The 16,759-nt window shown below is 69.6% G+C and carries 12 protein-coding genes; 3 read left to right on the top strand and 9 right to left on the bottom strand.

The features are described from left to right. Positions 1 to 2: 2 nt before the first annotated feature. The 4 genes from FDA94_RS07205 to FDA94_RS07190 form a co-directional block, all read right to left on the bottom strand. Positions 3 to 1,037 (bottom strand): DUF2293 domain-containing protein, encoded by a 1,035-nt coding sequence (locus FDA94_RS07205; protein ID WP_137246237.1) that lies wholly within the window; start codon positions 1,035 to 1,037, stop codon positions 3 to 5. After that, positions 1,034 to 1,900, bottom strand: coding sequence for a serine hydrolase (locus FDA94_RS07200; protein ID WP_170990818.1), 867 nt, complete (start codon positions 1,898 to 1,900; stop codon positions 1,034 to 1,036). The genes FDA94_RS07205 and FDA94_RS07200 overlap by 4 nt, the downstream gene beginning before the upstream one ends. 5 nt (positions 1,901 to 1,905) lie before the next feature. Then, a complete protein-coding gene (locus tag FDA94_RS07195) occupies positions 1,906 to 5,073 on the bottom strand; it encodes a S41 family peptidase (protein ID WP_137246235.1) in 3,168 nt (1,055 codons plus the stop codon). Positions 5,074 to 5,156: 83 nt separating this feature from the next. Next, the gene (locus FDA94_RS07190; protein WP_137246233.1) at positions 5,157 to 5,387 is read right to left on the bottom strand and encodes a hypothetical protein; all 231 of its coding nucleotides are present in this window, start codon (positions 5,385 to 5,387) and stop codon (positions 5,157 to 5,159) included. Positions 5,388 to 5,540: 153 nt separating this feature from the next. On the opposite strand from FDA94_RS07190, the gene FDA94_RS07185 reads away from it, so the two are divergent. Continuing rightward, positions 5,541 to 7,097: an AMP-binding protein gene (locus tag FDA94_RS07185; protein ID WP_137246231.1), complete on the top strand. Its 1,557-nt coding sequence runs from the start codon at positions 5,541 to 5,543 to the stop codon at positions 7,095 to 7,097. On the opposite strand, the gene FDA94_RS07180 is transcribed toward FDA94_RS07185, so the two are convergent. Then, positions 7,070 to 8,434 (bottom strand): MFS transporter, encoded by a 1,365-nt coding sequence (locus FDA94_RS07180; protein WP_246059609.1) that lies wholly within the window; start codon positions 8,432 to 8,434, stop codon positions 7,070 to 7,072. The two genes, FDA94_RS07185 and FDA94_RS07180, sit on opposite strands and share 28 nt — an antisense overlap. Before the next feature lie 223 nt (positions 8,435 to 8,657). Here FDA94_RS07180 and FDA94_RS40340 point away from each other — a divergent pair, with 223 nt between their 5' ends. Together FDA94_RS40340 and FDA94_RS40335 are read left to right on the top strand one after the other, a co-directional pair. Continuing rightward, a complete protein-coding gene (locus tag FDA94_RS40340) occupies positions 8,658 to 9,503 on the top strand; it encodes a helix-turn-helix domain-containing protein (RefSeq protein ID WP_137246229.1) in 846 nt (281 codons plus the stop codon). Further along, positions 9,500 to 9,712, top strand: coding sequence for a DUF397 domain-containing protein (locus tag FDA94_RS40335; RefSeq protein WP_062335698.1), 213 nt, complete (start codon positions 9,500 to 9,502; stop codon positions 9,710 to 9,712). The genes FDA94_RS40340 and FDA94_RS40335 overlap by 4 nt, the downstream gene beginning before the upstream one ends. A gap of 116 nt (positions 9,713 to 9,828) precedes the next feature. On the opposite strand, the gene FDA94_RS07165 is transcribed toward FDA94_RS40335, so the two are convergent. The 4 genes from FDA94_RS07165 to mscL all read right to left on the bottom strand — a co-directional run bounded on the left by FDA94_RS07165 (position 9,829) and on the right by mscL (position 16,360). Next, positions 9,829 to 13,131, bottom strand: a complete 3,303-nt coding sequence (locus FDA94_RS07165) for a PQQ-dependent sugar dehydrogenase (RefSeq protein WP_137246227.1) — start codon at positions 13,129 to 13,131, stop codon at positions 9,829 to 9,831. Positions 13,132 to 13,240: 109 nt separating this feature from the next. Beyond that, positions 13,241 to 14,413 (bottom strand): sugar phosphate isomerase/epimerase family protein, encoded by a 1,173-nt coding sequence (locus FDA94_RS07160; RefSeq protein WP_212735213.1) that lies wholly within the window; start codon positions 14,411 to 14,413, stop codon positions 13,241 to 13,243. Positions 14,414 to 15,454: 1,041 nt separating this feature from the next. Further along, positions 15,455 to 15,823, bottom strand: coding sequence for a hypothetical protein (locus FDA94_RS07155; RefSeq protein WP_137246225.1), 369 nt, complete (start codon positions 15,821 to 15,823; stop codon positions 15,455 to 15,457). A 111-nt stretch (positions 15,824 to 15,934) separates the two neighbouring features. Beyond that, positions 15,935 to 16,360 carry a large conductance mechanosensitive channel protein MscL gene (mscL, locus tag FDA94_RS07150; protein WP_137246224.1) on the bottom strand — a complete coding sequence of 142 codons (426 nt, stop codon included), beginning with the start codon at positions 16,358 to 16,360 and terminating at the stop codon, positions 15,935 to 15,937. Positions 16,361 to 16,759 lie beyond the last annotated feature (399 nt).

Here is a 16,759-nt window from a genome sequence, read left to right as displayed (position 1 = left end):
GCTCAGGCCGTTCGCCACGACTCCAGCACGGCGTCGATCCGGTCGCGGATCTGGGCGCGGGCCGTCATCCGGGGGACGCCGTTCATCAGGAGTTCGTCGTAGGCCGTGTCCTTGTGCCGGACCGAGGCCACCACCGCCAGGGTGATCGCCGACTCGTCGAGGACCTTGGCCGCCGACGTGCGGCCTACGCGGCCGCTGCCGCGCAGGGCCGCGTGGGCGGCGATCTCGTCGGCCCTCGGGCAGCCGGGGAACAGACGCAGGATCTCGGCCGCCATCCGGGCCTGGAACTCGACGTCCTGGTGGGCGCGGCGGTCGGCGTCGCGGGTGCGGCGGCGGGCGCGGAGGTCCTCGTCTTCCAGGCAGAGGTCTTCGGCGCGGGCCAGCGCGGCCTCCTCGATGAGGACGCCGCGTCGTTCGAAGCGCTTGCGGCGCGGGTTGTACTCGACGACGACGGCCGACAGGCCGCTCTCCTTCTTGGCCCGGCGGCTCAGCGCCGCGTTGCCCGCCGGGAGCATGACCAGATGGTCCATGTCGGCGCAGGTCAGGCAGTAGGGAGAGGCGTCTTCCATGATCAGGTAGGGGCCGGTGTCGGAGCAGCCCGCGCAGCGCCACGGCTCCTGGGGGACCAGCACCCGCAGGTCGGGCGGGCGGCTCTGCGTTTCGGCCAGGCGGCGGCGGCGCGTCTCGGACATCGCGGGGCTGATCCACTGCCGGTGGAAGTTGCGCTCCTGCTCCTCGGAGCCGTCGCGGGTGAAGCGCAGCGCCGAGCGGTCGCGGCTGCCGGAGACGTACGCGGCCTCCCCGGCGATCAGGCCCTTGTCGCCCGCCCATTCGGCCAGCAGCGCCGCCGCGTCGGTCATGCGGGCGGCGTCGACGGCGGCGAGTTCCTCCAGGGAGCCCGCCCGGCCCTGCCGCCAGCTTTCGACGTGCCGGGTGTGCACCCAGCGCAGGCCCGTCAGCACGTCGACGACCGTCACGTATTTGCGGGTCGCCAGTGCGATCTCGGCCGCTTCCGCGACCCGTCGTCCCAGTCTCATCGGGCGAGGGCTGCCCGATGGACGTCCCGGGCCAGCCGGGTGATCTTGGTGACGGAGTCGGACCAGCGGGAGGTCTGGGTGGTCAGCACGACCTCGATGTAGCGGTCGCCCGCGCCGACGACGCCGGTGGTGTGCAGCACGGCGTTGCGGAAGTCGACCGGGGCCGGGGCCCGGTAGGAGGTGGCCGAGCCGTTGCCCTTGCAGCGCACCGGCGGGATCGAGCCGTAGCCGGACCAGCCCTGCTTCACCGCCCACGGCCTGGCGACGCCGCGCGGGATGCCGAAGAACTGGTCGAAGCCGTCGCTGCCGCACGGCCCGGCCTGCCGCAGGTGGCCCATGATCGTGTCGCGGACCTTGGGGGAGGCCTGTTCGAGGATGTACTTGTAGACCTTGGCGATGTCGAGCGCGCTGATCGCGGTGTAGCCCCAGAACCCGGGCTTGTCCGCCGGGGGCGGCCCCGAGTCGGTGAGCCTCAGCTTCTTGGCCACCCGCTGGATGATCTTCCCCTGGCCACCGAGCGTGAACAGCTTCGTCGCGGCGGCGTCGTCGCTGACCCGCAGCATCGGCTTGATCAGGGCCAGGTTGGGTTTCCTCACCCGTTCCAGGTGGTCGATCGCGATCATCAGCTTCACGACCGACGCCGACCGGAACCGCTTGTGGGGGTTCCTGCTCACCGTGATCTTCTTCTGGACGCGGTCGTACACGACGTAGCCGGTCGTCACCCCGGACGGCACCGCGACCGGCTTCGGCGCGGTCTTCGCGGGCGCCGACTTCGCCGACGCCGTTCGCACGGCCGGCGGCTGTGACGCGGGCGTGGCGCAGGCGGTCACCAAGAGCAGGGATACGAGTAGCAGGCGCGGCACCCGGCCTACGCTAGCCGACCCCGACCACGGCGATCGTCGCTTTCCCGCCAGGCGGCCACCCGGGGCGGCAGTGTGGGCACCACACGGCGGGGGCGGTCGGCCGGGTTGGCGGTGTGGGCGGGGGCCTGCCCGAGCAGGTCGAGCGCGATCTCGACGGCCCGCTCCAGCTGGGCGTCGACCCCCATCGCGTACTCCTGCGGGGTGATGTCGACCTCCACGTCGGGGTCGGCGCCGTAGTTCTCCACCCGCCAGCCGACGTCGTCGAACGCGAAGGAGAACTCCGGCTGCGTGGTCAGCGTCCCGTCGGCCAGGCGGTGGCGGGGCCAGACGCCGACGACCCCGCCCCAGGTGCGCCTGCCGACCAGCGTCCCGAGCCCGAGCAGCTTGAAGGTGTGGCAGAAGATGTCGCCGTCCGACCCGGCCCACTCGTTCGTCAGGCCGACGATGGGCCCGCGGGGCGACTCGTCGGGGTAGGGCGCGGGCACGCCCCAGCGCGGGAAGTCGTAGCCGAGCCGCCGCCGCGACAGCTTCTCCAGCAGCAGCGCCGACACATTCCCCCCGCCGTTGAACCGCACGTCGACGATGAGGGCCTCGCGGTCGTACTCGGTCAGGAAGCCCCGGTGGAACTCGGCGAAGCCGTCGGGGCCCATGTCGGGGACGTGGACGTAGCCGACCCGCCCGGAGGTGTGCTCGTGGACGAGCCGGCGGTTGGCGTTGACCCAGTCGCGGTAGCGGGCCGGCTGCTCGTCGCACAGGGCCCGCACGACCACGAGGTGGTATTCGTCGTCGCGTTCGAGGGTCAGCTCGACCTCCTCGTCGGCGAGGTTGACCAGCAGCCGCCCGGGTGAGGCGTCGGGGCCGACGGGCACCCCGTTGATGGCGGTGACGACGTCGCCGGGGAGGGCGTCGACCCCCAGGCGGTTCAGCGGCGAGGTCGCGAGCGGGTTCCACGGGTCGCCGGTGACGATGCGGCCGATGATGTAGCGGCCGTCCTCGTACAGCCAGTCGACGCCGAGCTTGCCCTGCCAGTAGTGGGGGCGGTCGCGGTACTCCCCGCCCGACTCGAAGGCGTGGGAGGTGCCGAGTTCGCCCAGCAGCTCCCACAGCAGGTCGGAGAACTCGCCCCGGGTGCCGACCCGGTCGACCAGCGGCAGGTAGCGGGCGTAGACGCCGTCCCAGTCGATGCCGGCCATGTCCTCGTCCCAGAAATTCTCGCGCTGCAGCCGCCACGCCTCGCGGAACATCTGCCGCCACTCCGCCTCGGGCGCGACCGACACCTTCACGCGGTCGAGGTCGATCCAGCCGTCGTTGCGGTCGGTCTCGTCGTCCTCCGAGGGCGACTCCCCGGCCTTGACGACGCGCAGCCGGTCGCCCGACCGGTAGAGCAGGGTCGAGTGGTCGCGGCCGAGGCTGAAGTCGGCCACGTCGGAGACGAGCTCCTCGGCCTTCTGCTTGGCGAACTCGTAGCAGTGGAGGGTCGAGCCGTGGTCGCCGACCACCGGGGTCGTGGTGTAGATGACCTTGCCCTTCAGACCCGCGACCCGTTCGTAGCGGTTCTCCTCGACCGGGAAGGCCACGATCCGCCGGGGCAGGCCGTCGGTGTGGATCTCGAAGTCGGGTTCCTCGTTGTCCTCGTGGTCGAGCGGCCGGGGCTCCGGCACGAACGGCGACCCGACCCCCTCGCGCAGCGCCACGGCGTAGGGGCGGGTTCCCATCGGGAAGCCCAGGTCGAACTGGAGCTCGTCGTAGACGGCGTTGAACACCCGCTGCCCGATGAAGTAGAGGTAGCGGCCCTCGGGGTCGAAGGCGGGCCGCCGGTCGACGAGCACCGGGTCGGTCGCGGGGGCGATCTCGCCGGTCTCGGCGTTGAACAGCTTGATGATGGTGGTCTGCCGGGCGACCGGGCACGCGTACGCGAGCCACGTCCCGTCGGGCGACCACGCCGGGTCCTCGATGGCGCCGAACGGGCTGGCCTCCACCTCGGTCACCGTCGCCCCGTCGTCGTGCAGTTCTACGACCAGTAGTTCGTTGCGGTGGTTGGTGACGGCGAACCGGTCGCCCCGGGGGGAGACCTCCAGTTCGGTGATCCGGCCGGTGTCGGCGCCGTCGAGCCTGACCGGCTCCTCGTGCGACAGCACGACCAGCACCTCGCGGTCGGCGTCGTCGCTGGCCGCCGCGACGAGCCGTTCGCCGTCGTCGTCGAGCCAGGTCAGGAACCGGTAGCGGACGCCGTCGGGCTCGCCGTGCTGGAGCACCGGGCCCTCCCAGCAGGCGAAGGAGAAGGCCTTGCCCCGGGTCGTGACGGCCAGCCGCGAGCCGTCGGGGCTGAGGGTGGCGCTGTCGAGGAAGTTCGCGGCCGGCACGAACCGGCGGTTGCGCTGGGTCAGCGAACTGCCGAGCCGCACGTCGATGCGGCGCGGCTCGTCGGCGCCCGGGTCGAGCAGGAACAGCTCGGCGCCGCAGTGGTAGACCAGCCGCCGCCCGTCGGAGGACAGGTTGCGGGCGTAGTAGTCGCCGTGGTCGGTGTGCCGGCGCAGGTCGCCGCCGTCGGGGGAGCACGAGTAGACGTTGCCGACGCCCTCGTGGTCGGACAGGAAGAAGACGCGGTCGTCCACCCAGCACGGCGAGGCGAGGTTGCCCGGGAGGGCGATCAGGCGGCGGAAGCGCCGCGCGCCGATCCACAGGTCGCCGACCGTGCCGCCCCGGTAGCGCTTCCAGCGGGCCGGGTCGGAGGTGTTGCGGCCGAGCACGATCCCGCCGGGGCCGTAGGTGATGGCGGAGGCGGGGCCGTAGGGCAGCGGCTCCGGCACGCCGCCCGGGACGACCCGGTGCAGCCAGCGGTAGCCGTGGAAGGGCTGGCCCTCGTCGCTGGTGTAGACGATCGCGCCGTGCGGGTCCCAGCCGGTGACCTGGCAGTCGGCGCCGTGGAAGGTGAGGCGTTCGGCGGCGCCGCCGTCGGCCGGCATGACGTACACCTCCTCGGGCCCCTCCTCGCGGCCGACGAAGGCGATCTGGGTGCCGTCGGGGGACAGGCGCGGGTAGGCGGCCTCGGCGACCCCGGCGGTCAGCCGGAAGGCGCGGCCGCCGTCGGCGTGCACCATCCAGAGGTCGTCCTCGGCGGCGAAGACCACCACGTCGCGGAAGATCGTGGGAAAGCGCAGATAGCCGGCCATCCGTCTCCCTGAAAAGCGGAACAGGCTCGGGGAACGGGTCGCCCCCTTCCCCGAGCCTTCACCTCAGACCCCCACTAGGCAGGTCAGTGGTGCTGCTGACCACCCTGGCGCTGCTGATGCTGCTGCTGCGAGGAGTGCCCCGGCTGCCGGCTCTCCCCGCCGCTCACGCGGTTGCCCATCGAACCGCCGCCCATGCCCTCACGCTCGGGACGGTTGTCGCCGCCCTCGCGCTTGTCCTGCTTGGCCGCACGCTGGTCCTTGATGGTGGCGCGCTTGGCCTTGCCCGAGACCTTGGGCTGGCGCTTCTGAGGCATTTCAGCCATATTTTCCCCCGAAAGTGGCTTTGATGACGCTCTGTGTGTCATCGGTGACATTCATACCCATATGGGCGAAAGTAATCACACATGCGGTTTGTGTGAGAATGGTCGCAGACGATTGTTCTGGACTATTGTTCTGGAGGGCGTGCGGTGACCCAGTTCGACCTGGCCACGCTGCATGAGGCGATCGCGACGGCGGTCCCCGACCGGGAGTGCCTGGTGTGGCGCGACCGGCGGGCCACCTGGCAGACCGTGACCGAACGCACCCGGCGGCTGGGCAACCTGCTGCACTCCCGGGGCCTCGGGCCGGGCGCGCGGATGGCCGTCTATCTGCACAACGGCCCCGAATACCTGGAGGCCCTGCTCGGCGCCCACAAGGCCCGGGTGACCCCGTTCAACGTCAACTACCGCTACACGGCCGACGAACTGGCCTACCTGTTCGCCGACGCCGGACCGGCCGTCGTCGTCTTCCACGCGGCGTTCGCGCCGCTGGTCGCGCGGACCGCGCCGCCGTCGGCCCTCCTGCTCCAGGTCATGGACGACTCGGGCCACCCCCTGGTGCCCGGAGCCCTGCCCTATGAGGAGGCGCTGGCCGCCGCGTCGCCCGGCCCGGTGCCGGCCGCCCCCTCGCCCGACGATCACCACATCATCTACACGGGCGGCACGACCGGCATGCCCAAGGGCGTCGTGTGGCGCATCGGGGACCTGCTCGACGGCCCGGTCGGGATCCGCCGCCGAGACGGATCCTCGTTCGGGAGTCTCGACGAGCTGGTGGGCCACGCGCGGGCGAACCGCCGCCGCATCCTGCCCGCCGCGCCCCTCATGCACGGCACCGGCATCTGGTTCACCCTCAACGGCTGGTGCCTCGGCTCGACCGTCGTCATCGCCGACCGCGTCGACCGCTTCGACGCCCCCAGCCTGCTGGCCACCCTCGAACGCGAGCGCGTCACCGGCACGGTCATCGTCGGCGACGCCTTCGCCCGTCCCCTGGTGGAAGAGCTCCAGAGCCGCGTGTACGACCTGAGGCTCGGCATGATCGGCACCAGCGGGGCCTTCCTGGGAGAGGCCCTGCGCGCCCGCCTGTCCGAGCTCGTCCCGGGCGTCCGCACCGTCGACACCCTCGGCTCCTCCGAGACCGGCAACTCGGCCGTCCGCATGGACGGCGGCAGGTTCGAGGCCGGTCCGTGGACGGTCGTCCTGAGCGCCGACCAGACCCGCGTCCTGTCACCCGGCGACCCGGAGGAGGGCTGGCTGGCCCGCTCGGGCCCGATCCCGCTGGGCTACCTGGGCGACCCCGAGAAGACCGCCCGCACCTTCCGCACGGTCGGCGGCGTGAGATACGCGATCCCCGGCGACCGGGCGGTCTGGCGGGAGGACGGCACGATCGACCTGCGCGGCCGCGAGGCCACGGTGATCAACACGGCCGGCGAGAAGGTCTTCGCCGAAGAGGTGGAGGGCGTCCTGCGCGAGGTCGAGGGCGTGGTCGACGCCCTGGTGGTCGGGCGGCCCAGCGAGCGGTGGGGGCAGGAGGTCGTGGCGGTCGTACACACGGGCAAACCCGGGGAACCGGACGACGCCGCGCTCAAGGACGCGTGCGCCGCCCGGCTCGCCGGGTTCAAGGTGCCGAAGGAGTTCGTCAGGGCCGACGAGGTCCGGCGGCACGCCAACGGCAAGGCCGACTACGCCTGGGCCCGGTCGATGGTCTGAGCGCTGAGCGGCTCGGCGATGTCCTCCAGGGACCGCCGGGCCGCCTCGACGCCCAGGAACCACTGCACCAGACCGGCCGCGATCATCAGCCCCGCCCCGATCAGGTAGCCCACCGTCACCTGCCCGACCTGCTGGCTCTCCACGAGCCGGCCGAACAGCACCGGCCCGATGATGCCGCCGATGCCGGTGCCGACCGCGTAGAACAGCGCGATCGCCAGCGCCCTCGTCTCCATCGGGAAGATCTCCGAGACCGTCAGGTAGGCCGAGGAGGCCCCCGCCGAGGCGAAGAAGAAGACCACCATCCAGCAGACGGTCAGCGTCGTCGCGTCGAGCGCGCCGGCGTCGAACAGCAGGGCCGTGCCGACGAGCAGCAGGCCCGACAGCACGTAGGTGCCCGCGATCAACGGACGGCGGCCGATGGAGTCGAAGAAGTGGCCCAGCAGCAGCGGCCCCAGGAAGTTCCCGATCGCGATGGGGATCAGATACCAGGGGGTCGAGCCGTCGGGCACCCCGAAGAAGGTGGCGAGCACCAGGGCGTAGGTGAAGAAGATGGAGTTGTACAGGAACGCCTGGCCGATGAACAGCGACAACCCGACGACCGTACGCCGCGGATAACGCCGCACCAGCGTCTTGGCGACCTCCGTCAGCGGGGTGTGGTCGCGCTGGTTGACCGTGATCTGCCGGTCGGCCTTCGGCAGCTCCCGGTGCACCGACCGCTCGATGTCGGTGACGATCCTCTCGGCCTCCTCGTCCTTGCCGTGGATGAACAGCCAGCGCGGGCTCTCCGGCACCAGCCTGCGGATCAGCAGGATGCCGATGCCCAGGATCGCGCCCAGCCCGAACAGCACGCGCCAGCCGATGTCCTCGGGCAGCACCTCCGGGTTGAGCAGCGGGATGGCCACCAGCGCCCCGAAGACGGTGCCCAGCCAGTAGGAACCGTTGATGATCAGGTCGATCCGGCCCCGCAGCCGGGCCGGGATCAGCTCGTCGATGGCCGAGTTGATGGCGGCGTACTCACCCCCGATTCCGGCGCCGGTGAAGAACCGGCACAGGAAGAAGTACCAGGGCTCGAACGAGAACGCCGTGGCCACCGTGGCGGCCAGGTAGAGGGCCAGCGTCGCCAGGAACAGCTTCTTCCGCCCGAACCGGTCGGTCAGATGGCCGAAGAAGAGCGCGCCGACGCACGCGCCGAGCACGTAGATGCCCGCCGCGAGGCCCACCTCGGAATCGGTCAGGTTCAGTCCGCCGGCGTCGCTCGTCAGCCGGGGCCCGATCACTCCGACGATGGTGACCTCGAGACCGTCGAGCACCCACACGGTGCCCAGCCCGAGCAGCACGAGCCAGTGGAAACGCGACCATGGCAGTCGGTCTAACCGCGCGGGAATGTCAGTCGTGATCTGCTTCATGCAAGGCCAGCTACCCCAAGAAGGACTGGGGATTCTCCGGCGGTGCAGAAATGTCCACCGTCACTAATCCGCATTACCTGGAGTCCCTAACGCGGCGTGGCAGACTCCGTGACACCGGCATTACCTGGAAATCGGCTGGGGGGAAATTCGCACAATGGCAACTGGGCGACTGCCGACGATCCGGTTACGCCGCCTCGCCGGTGAACTGACCCGCCTGCGCACCGACTCGGGCTACAGCCGCGAGGAGGTCGCGGGCCGTCTCGGTGTCGCGTTCTCCACCATCTACCGCATCGAGACCGGGCTCACCCGACCCCGCGCCAAAACCCTTCGTGACCTGCTCGAACTCTACGACGTCGACCCCGCCCACCGGGCCGCCCTGGCCGACCTCGCCCGTGACGCGGGGGATCGCGGCTGGTGGCACGCCTACGGTGACGTCCTCCCCGGCCCCTACGTGGGGCTCGAATGGGAGGCCGTGTCGGTGCGCAACTACGAATCGGTGGTCATCCCCGGACTCCTCCAGACCGCCGACTACGCGCGGGCCGTCATCAGCGCCGCTCTCGAGGAGACCCCGAAGGCCACCGGCCGCCGGGTCGCCCTGCGGCTCCAGCGGCAGCGCAAGCTCGACCAGCGAGACTTCGCGATGTGGGTGGTGCTCGACGAGGGCGTGGTCTGGCGCCGCGTCGGCGGCCCGCGGGTGATGGCCCAGCAACTCCGTCACCTGCACGAACTGGCCAACCGCCCCAACATCACGATCCAGGTGCTCTCTCTGCGTGGTGGCGCCTATCTCGGCATGGGCAGTCCGTTCAGCATCCTCAGCTTCGCCGGGCCCGCCGACGGGGAGGTCGTGCTGCTCGAGAACCCGGGCGGCGAACTCTACCTGGAGGCGCCCGACCAGCTCAGGCGCTGCGCCCACATCTTCGACCACTTACGGGCCGCGGCACTCAGCCCGGAACGGTCGTTGGAAGTACTCGAATCCGCAGAGAAGGAGATGACCTCGTGAAGTTCACCGACCTCGACGTTTCCGCCGCCACGTGGCGCAAGGCCGAGAAGTCCAACAGCCAGGGAGACCAGTGCGTGGAGGTGGCTTTGATGGGCCACGCCATCGCGCTGCGCGACTCCAAGAACCCGACCGGGCCCATCCTCGCGTTCACCCCGGGTGAATGGGACGCGTTCGTCCACGGGGTGAAGGGCGGCGAGTTCGACCTCTAGGCATTAGCAAAGGTGGCGGAAAGGCGATTCTTCGCCTTTCCGCCGCTTTTCGCCGTGCCGGAATGGAAAAAGGTGGGGGGCCACGGAGGCCTCCCCACCTTCTTCCGGAGTACTACCTACTGGATCTCGGAGAGGAGCTTGTTGGCGTCCCTTTCGAGGGCCGCGCGGAGCTCCGCGTCCTTGACGTAGTCACGCTGCGACAGCGTGCGGATGAAACCGTTCAGCTCCGACCTGGCCGCCGACGGCTTGTTCAGGCTGAGGCTGTGCTGCGCGTCGCGCAGGTGATTCAGCAGCGCCGTGGCGCCGTTGGCGGTGATCTTGCCGGCGTCGCGCATCCGGGGGATCAGCGTCTCCAGGTCCTCGTACGACGTGGTCACCGTGAACTTGACCTCGGCGGTCGCGGTGCGGCCGGCCTTGTCGGTCACCGTGCCGACGAGGGTGTGCTCGCCGAGCGACAGCTTCCACAGGTCGAACGGCTGGCCGGGGGTGACCGGAGTGCCGTCGATCGTGGCGGTCGTGGTGTCCACGCCCGAGTGGGCGTCGGTGCCGGTCACCACGGGGGTGACGACGTCGCCGGTGCCGTACTCGGTGGCGGTGACCCCGGAGATCGCGGCCGTCGGGTTGGTCTTGTCGATTCGCACCGTGAGGGTGCCGACCTGCGAGACGTTGCCGCCGTTGTCGGTCGCCCGGTAGAGGAACGTGGTCACGCCCTCGGCGGTGATGCTGACCGGGTTGTTGGCGTTCGACCAGGTCTGGCCGCCGTTGGTCGAGTACTGGCGGCTGGAGACGGTGCCGTTGTCGGTCGCGGTGACGCTGACGCTGACGTTGCCGCTGTTCCACCCGTTGGCGTTCGGCGCCGGGTTCGGCGTCGCGGTCACGGTCGGGGCGGTGGTGTCGGCGACGCCGCCGCCGACGTAGGTGAACGAGTCGACGTCGACGCCGCCGGTGGAGGTGACGTAGAGCCGGCCGGTGCCCGTCGGGGCGTTGGTCAGCGCCTGGGTGACCTCCTGCCAGCCCGCGCCGGCCGGGATGGTGACGCTGGCGAACGGCGTGGCCGTCGCCGAGTTCCAGCGCAGCGCCAGGGTGCCGGCGCCGGAGGCGCGGACCTTCACGCTGTTGATGCCGGCGAAGTTCACCGGGTCCCAGGCGATGGAGTCACCGGGGTCGAGCGAGGTGATCTTGCCGAGGCCCGAGGCGTTCGGGTCGTCGGTGTCGACCGCGCCGTCGATGATGTCGGCGTGCTCGGCCTGCTGCAGCTTGGGGTTGAGGATGATGCTGGCCTCGCCCAGCGCCGGCGGGAGGCCGTTGGCGCCCGCGTCGCGGTAGGAGATCACGACGACGCCGAAGATGTTCTCGGTCTCACCGTGCTCGGGCGCGTTGGCCGGGGTCGGCCAGGCGCCGGTGCAGCCCGTGCCCAGGGTCTCGGGGTGGGCGTGGTTGTCGTGGCCGAGGCCGAAGTTCCACTGCATGCGGGAGCAGACCGCGTTCGGGCCGTCCTCGGCGTCGTTGGCCGAGAGGTTGAACGGGATGGCCTGGCCCCAGTCGAAGAAGCCGCCGTTGCCGGGGGTGTTGACGCTGACTTCCGGAGCGGTGTTGCCGACGGAGATCTCGACCGAGGTCAGCGCCGACTTGCCGCCCGAGTCGGTGACCCTGAGGCGGGCGAAGTAGAGGCCGTTGGCCGCGTAGGTGTGGCTGACCTGGACGCCGGTCTTGTCGAAGGTGCCGTCGCCGTCCACGTCCCACTCGTAGGTGAGGGCGCCCGGCTCGGTGTCCGTCGAGCCCGAGGCGTCGAAGTTCACGGTCAGCGGCGGCGCGCTGGCCGACGCCTTGTCGACCTTGATCTTGGGCTGCGGGGTCTTGTTGTCGGCCGCGTAGTCGATCCGGTAGAGACCGGAGTCGGGGTTGGCGCGGAAGAAGCCGTCGCCGTAGTCGAGGACGTAGAGCGCGCCGTCGGGGCCGAACTCGATGTCGATCGGGCTGTCGGTGATCGGCATGGCGGCCGTGGTCAGCGCCTTGTTCGGGAAGAACTGCTCGATCTTGGTGACGGGACCGTCGGGGCCGCCCAGGGTGAAGGCCGCCAGATAGTCCTGCGAGAACTCGGCGAAGAACGCCTTGCCGTCCCAGTACTGCGGGAACTTGTAGGGCGAGGGGTTCGCGGCGTCGTAGTGGTAGATCGGGCCGCCCATCGGGCCCTGGCCGGTCTGCGGGTCGAAGTCCGTCAGACCCGCCCACTCGGCCGGCTGATGGGTGTTGTTGTCGCCGTAGTACAGGTCGGCCGGGGTGGCCGGGGGGAGCTGCGCGATACCCGTGTTGTGCCGCGAGCCGCTGACCGGGCCGGCGGCGCAGTCGAAGAACTCACGCGGCGTGTTGGTCGCGAAGTTCCAGTTGTTGTAGTTGAAGTTGTTGCCCGTGCAGTACGGCCAGCCCGCGTTGATCGGCTTGTTCGTCGGCGTGGTGTTCCACTCGACCAGGCCCATCGGGCCGCGGTCGGCGTTCGGCGCGCCGGCGTCGGGGCCGTAGTCGGCCCACGACAGGGTGCCGGTCGACGGGTCGACGTCCAGGCGGAACGGGTTGCGCACGCCGGTCACGAAGACCTCGGGACGGGTCTTCTCCGTGCCGACCGGCCACAGGTTCCCAGGCGGGATCGTGTACGAGCCGTCGGCCTGGACCTTGATGCGCAGGATCTTGCCGCGCAGGTCGTTGCTGTTGCCGGCGCCGCGACGGGTGTCGTTGCCCGGGTTGACGCCGGGGGCGTCGTTGTTCGGGGCGTAGCCGTTGGCGCCCGGCGCGGAGGCCGGGGTGTTGTCGCCGGTGCCGAGGTAGAGGTTGCCGTCGGCGTCCCAGTCGATGTCACCCGCGACGTGGCAGCACTGGCCGCGCTGGACCTCGACCTTGATGATGACCTGCTCGGTCGTCAGGTCGAGCTTCTCGCCGTCCCACTTGAAGCGGGAGAGCTGGTTGTAGCCCTTCCACTGGTCCCAGTAGGCGTCGGTCTGGCCCGCCGGCAGCGTGTTCGGCGCCGAGCCCGTCGGGGTGGTCGCGACGTAGGGCGGGGTCATCGTGCGGGGGGCGTAGTAGAGGTACACCCACTTGTTGGTCGCGAAGTCCGGGTCCAGCGCGACGGTCTGGAGACCGTCCTCGGAGTTGTTGTAGACCGGGAGCGTGTTCACGATCTTGGTGATGCCGGTCGACGGGTCGGTCAGGCGGAGGTCGCCGGTCCGGGCCGTGTGCAGGACGCGCAGGTCCGGGAGCACGGCCATGTCGACCGGCTCGCCGACGTTCTTGGTGAGGGTGATCTTCTCGTAGTTCGACCAGGTCACAGCCGGGTCATCGGCTGCCTGCGCGGGAGCGCCGAGCATGCCTAACGGAAGCGCCAGGGCGGTCACGAGGACCCCCAGCGCCCTTCGGGTACGCTGCATGGAAGGTACTTCTCCTTGGACGAGGAGTATCGGTGACCGGACCGCCGTGCCGCCGGGGCAACGGCGGATCCGCGCGGCGGTCCGGTAGAGAACAGGGATGCGTCAGCGGTTACTCGTAGTACCGGTCTTCGCGCATGTCGGCCCAGTTGTTCCAGCTCAGCTGAGCGAGCCCGAGAGACTGCGCCGGGTCGGCGCCGTTGGGGGCGTTGTCCTGCTCGTACATCGGGTGGTGCTTGTCGCGGATCTTGACCCGCTCGAAGAACTCCCGGTAGTTGATGTTGCCGGTGCCCAGCGGGACCATGTCGTAGCCGTTGGCGATCGCCGGGTTGGCCTTGCCGTCCTTGATGTGGAACAGCGGGTAGCGCTTCTGGTTGTCCCGGATGAGCGTGAACGGGTCGAAGATGTCCTGCACCACGGTGCCGTCGGCGGCGGTGTAGTTGCTGAACTTGTACTGGGCGACGTGGGCCCAGAACAGGTCCATCTCCAGGAAGACCAGGTGCTTGTCGGTCTGGCTGAGGAAGTACTCGAGCTTGCGGATGCCGGACGAGCGGGTCGGCCGGCCCAGCGCGTCGAGGGGGCCGCTGTCCAGCAGGAAGTTGTACGCGGCGTCGTGGTTGTGCGTGTAGAGCTTCAGGCCCGCGGCCGTCGCCAGCTCGCCCAGGGCGTGCCACTTGGCGATGGCGACGTCCCAGTCGGCCTTGAAGTTGCTGTTGGTCGGGTCGCTGCCGGTGCCGACGTGCTGCATGCCGAGGATGTTGGCGATCTCCAGCGTGCGCTTGAACCGGTCGAGGTCGGCGGTGCTGAGCGGCCAGGAGCCGGGGATGAAGCCGTGGTTGCCCTGGGCGCGCAGGCCGTTGGCGTCGAGCCACGACCGCAGTAACGTCGCGCCGGCGACCGATTCGAGGTTGTTGCCGCCCTCGGCGTTCGCGTGCTGGGTGTAGCCGGCGAACTCGATCTGCTTGTAGCCGATCGCGGCCAGGGCCGCGAAGACCTCTTTGAAGCCCGAGGGGTGCGGGCTCGCGTTGGGGTCGCGGCTGACGGCGTCGCGGACGGTGTAGAGGATGATGCCTCGCTGCGAGGCGGGGACCAGGGCGCTCCGATCGTCGGGCAGGGCCGCGGCGGCGGGGTCGGCCACGGGCACCTCCTCGGCCTGGGCGGTCCCGGGCAGGGCGAGCGGCAGCGCCGTGGCCGCGGCCACGCCGGTCGAGGCCGCAATGAACTGGCGCCGGTTCAGCCCCAGGTTACGGCGGAGGGAGTCTTGTTGGGCATGCGTGTCGCTCACGCTTACTCCTCTTCGGTGAGGGACGCGTGCGCCGATCACGTCTCTGTGACTCTGTGTCGACCCGCAGGCTGCCACCGCCCTTGAGCTGATCGATGACATTGTTACTACGGGATATGAGGGGGGTCAACGGGCGCGGTCCCGGGTTGTGATCCCCGCTCGGACCGTTCCGGAGTCGTGTGGGAGCGTGTTCCTGCTGGCAGGTGACGACAGTGCAACGTCACATGGGGCCCGGCGAGGCTAATTAATCTCGCTCGTCGGCAGACTTCTGTTGACAAAAATCATAAGTCCCATCTATCGTCCCGAAACATGTAGGACATCTGTGGTTTCTCCTACAAAACGTCCGATGTATACCGGGTGACGGTTCCTCCAGAGCCGGACTCCCTCCCACCCCCCGCTATTCCGTCTCCTGGTGGATTCGGTTCGGTCCCTCCCGTCGTCGCGCCGAGTCGACGGGTCGCCAGGGAATGCCACCCCGGCCTGGATCCCTCAGCCTGATTGTTCGGAAAACACCGAGATCGCCGTACCTTTTCGTGAGGTACGGCGATCTCGGGTTGACCTATGCGAAGTGCCCGACGACCCGCCGGTGGGATTCATCGCCGGCCGGTCGTCCGGCGCGTTTTGGCTGGTGGGGCTGTTTTAAGTCGTCACCGGACGAGCTCCGGGTGTGCCTGACCGTGCCTTTGTCGCCGGGGCGCCCGTCGAATTCCCGTCGTCTGTCCCAGGCCTCTTGCCGGCGTTTTCCTTCGCCGCTCCATTTTCGTGGGCCGCATGTCCGGCGGCTTGACCGGTGCCCCCGTGGGCCCTGCGAACTGGCGCTGCTCACACGGGCACGCCGAAATCGCGGAGGTGCTCGCCGCCGGAGCCTCGGCGTCGATCGTGGGGCGTTCGCCTTCGCGTTGCGGGGCGGTGCCGCGCGGCCGGTTGGCGCCGGGGACGGTGGTCAGTGGGGGGCGGCGGGCGGTGCCGGGGTGGGCGGAGCCGTAACGGAGAGAAGATCGTGCCCCGCCGGGCCGTCGTGGCGGCCCGGCGGTGTGAATGGCGTCAGCCGGCGCAGGCGAGGCCGAGCTCCTGGGTCGCCTCGGAGGTCTTGGTCGCGAACTCCGTGATCGCCGACGGGTTCGCCGGGTCGATCTTGAGGGTGGCCCACGTGTCGGCCATCTTGGTGAGCGACGACTTGAGGTCGCCGTCGGCCTTGCCGGCCAGACCCTTCAGCTGGGTGGCGAGGGCCTGGGTCTCGGAGTTGATCCCTTCGAGGTTCCCGGCGGCCTGACCGACCTTGGTGCTGTAGTCGGTGAACGCCTTCATGGCCTCGTTGCAGACCTCGGTCGTGTTCGCGCCGGCGCCACACGCGGCGACACCCAGCAGAAGGGAGGTCGCACCGGCGACGAGGATGAGGCGAGCGGTCTTCATTGGGAGAGTGCCTTCCTAGTTGTCTTTGACGAGACGGAACACTAGGGAAGCCCGCTTGCGGCGGCCTTTCACGCCGCTTACAACTTTTACGCCCGCCTTATGCCTCAATCCTTACGCGGGCGGGCGCTCGGCCGCCGCCGGGGTCAGGTCACTTGTGCAGAAGGCGCACCTGCGCGCCTCGATCGGTACGTCGCTCAGACACTCCGGGCACTTCTTCTCTGTGGCGACCTTGTCCTTCTCGAACATGGCGACCAGCCGGGTCATGGGGGTGACCACCAGCCAGTAGACGACCCCCGCGATGATCAGGAAGCTCAGCAGGGTGTTGAGGAAGTGGCCGTAGGCGAACTCGCTGTCGTTGATCGTGAACTTGAGCTCGCCGAAGCTCTCCTCGGCGCCGCCCGTGATGGCCTTGACCAGGGGAGTGATGAAGTCGGCGACCACGGCCTGGACGAGACCGCCGAAGGCGGCGCCGATGACCACGGCGACCGCCAGCTCCACGATGTTGCCGCGGAGGAGGAATTTTTTGAATCCGCTCATGGGCCCGCAGGCTACCCAATGGGAGGGCGCAGAATCCGGACGAAAGATTCGGCAGGCTTGCGGGAAGGTGAAGGGTGGGTGCGGCAACCGAGGCGATACGGGCATGAAACACGTGCTTATTCTGGGAGCGCTCCCATTGACGGGAGCGCTCCCACGGGATATCGCGAGTTTTGCGGGGAGATAATCGCGGATCGTGCGGACACGTGCGGGGGCCCGCACGATCTGGCTTTACTCTGCAGGGTCAGGTCGGAAGTTCGCCAGCGGGCGTTCCACAGAGTGGACCCTGAAGGGCTTGCACGCGCATTCTGAAGCTTTTTGGAGCAGGCTCCTCGCAAGGGCCGGATGAATGCCCTCGCGCTACTACCGCCCGGCCCATGGACGCCACCTGGCGCGCCCGGA

Source organism: Herbidospora galbida (assembly GCF_005233835.1).
Lineage (GTDB): Bacteria > Actinomycetota > Actinomycetes > Streptosporangiales > Streptosporangiaceae > Herbidospora > Herbidospora galbida.
Note: the sequence above shows the minus strand (reverse complement) of the source record. Positions and strands in the feature narration are given on the sequence as shown.

Coding starts and splice junctions, on each gene's coding strand:
- FDA94_RS07195 (WP_137246235.1), bottom strand. CDS start 5,073: ATGGCCGGCTATCTGCGCTTTCCCACGATCTTCCGCGACGTGGTGGTC.
- mscL (WP_137246224.1), bottom strand. CDS start 16,360: ATGAGCGGATTCAAAAAATTCCTCCTCCGCGGCAACATCGTGGAGCTG.
- FDA94_RS40340 (WP_137246229.1), top strand. CDS start 8,658: ATGGCAACTGGGCGACTGCCGACGATCCGGTTACGCCGCCTCGCCGGT.
- FDA94_RS07190 (WP_137246233.1), bottom strand. CDS start 5,387: ATGCCTCAGAAGCGCCAGCCCAAGGTCTCGGGCAAGGCCAAGCGCGCC.
- FDA94_RS07155 (WP_137246225.1), bottom strand. CDS start 15,823: ATGAAGACCGCTCGCCTCATCCTCGTCGCCGGTGCGACCTCCCTTCTG.
- FDA94_RS07205 (WP_137246237.1), bottom strand. CDS start 1,037: ATGAGACTGGGACGACGGGTCGCGGAAGCGGCCGAGATCGCACTGGCG.
- FDA94_RS07165 (WP_137246227.1), bottom strand. CDS start 13,131: ATGCAGCGTACCCGAAGGGCGCTGGGGGTCCTCGTGACCGCCCTGGCG.